This window comes from Nitrospirota bacterium (assembly GCA_040755395.1).
Lineage (GTDB): Bacteria > Nitrospirota > Nitrospiria > Nitrospirales > Nitrospiraceae > DATLZU01.
On the sequence record JBFMAX010000070.1, the window covers coordinates 1 to 1,084 of the forward strand.

The following is a 1,084-nucleotide window of genomic DNA, read 5'->3' on the forward strand; positions in this document are numbered from 1 at the left end:
GCTTCCGACTTCAGCGCCGGAACGGTGGGGAGCTGCGTGGTGGACAACCTGATTGGCGACGGGGCGGTGCGGCTGAACCTGCCTGGTTCGACGACCTGCACGTTCGAGTCGCGGGTGTTCGATGCGGGCGACTTGGTGGACTGGGTGGAATTGGATTGGACGGGCAGCACGCCTGCAGGGACGAGCATCGAGTTGCAGGTGCGCACGGGCAACGCGGACGGGACGTGGACGCTGTGGCAGTTGAACCAGTCGCCGCTGAACAATTTTGGCGGGCAATACATACAGTATCGCGCCGTTCTGACGACGACGGACAGCGGACAGACGCCGGTGCTGGAGGCGGTGACGCTGCGGTATGTGCTGAAGGGGTATGCGGTGTTGAGTGCGCCGCTGGGAGTGCAGAGCAACTGGGATCGCGAATTTCGCTGGACGGGGCGGTCGGGAGCGACGAACTACCTGCTGGAAGTGTATCGGTCGGACAATGTGACAATGTTGTGGAAATGGTACACGGCGGCGCAGGTGGGATGTGACGCGGACACGAGCTGCGCGATTGCGCCGGCGGAGACGCTGGGGCTGGGGAACGGGGATTACAAGTGGCGGGTGGCGGACTACGACCCGACGAACGGGTATGGGATCCGGACGAACTTTGCGAATTTCACGCTGGTGGGAGCGTGTTACAGCCTGACGGTGAATGCCAATCCGAGTGTGGGAGGGGTGGTGACGAGCAGCGCACAGAACTGTACGGGAGGCTACACGGCAGGGAGCGTGGTGCAGGTGAGCGTGACGCCGAACGCGGGCTACGTGTTCACGGGCTGGAGTGGGGATGCGAGCGGGACGGCAAGCACTGTTTCGGTGACGATGGACGGGAACAAGAGTGTGACGGCGAACCTGCGCGGGAACACGCTGGTGTCGCCGTCTGGCACGCTGACCACGTGGAGCAATGTATTCAGTTGGACGGGGCACGCGCAGGCGACGCATTATCTGCTGGAGGTGCGGAAGGCGGATGATACGGTGGTGTTGTGGAAGTGGTACACCTCGTCGCAGGCGGGGTGCGCGGGAGGGAGCGCCTGTTCGCTCTCGCCGGCGG

At 63.9% G+C, this 1,084-nt stretch carries 1 protein-coding gene; it reads left to right on the forward strand.

What is annotated here, in order from left to right; all coding sequences use genetic code 11:
- Positions 1–39: 39 nt before the first annotated feature.
- Positions 40–1,084 (forward strand): hypothetical protein (locus tag AB1555_20200; protein MEW6249000.1); only part of this gene is annotated, 1,045 nt, incomplete at its 3' end.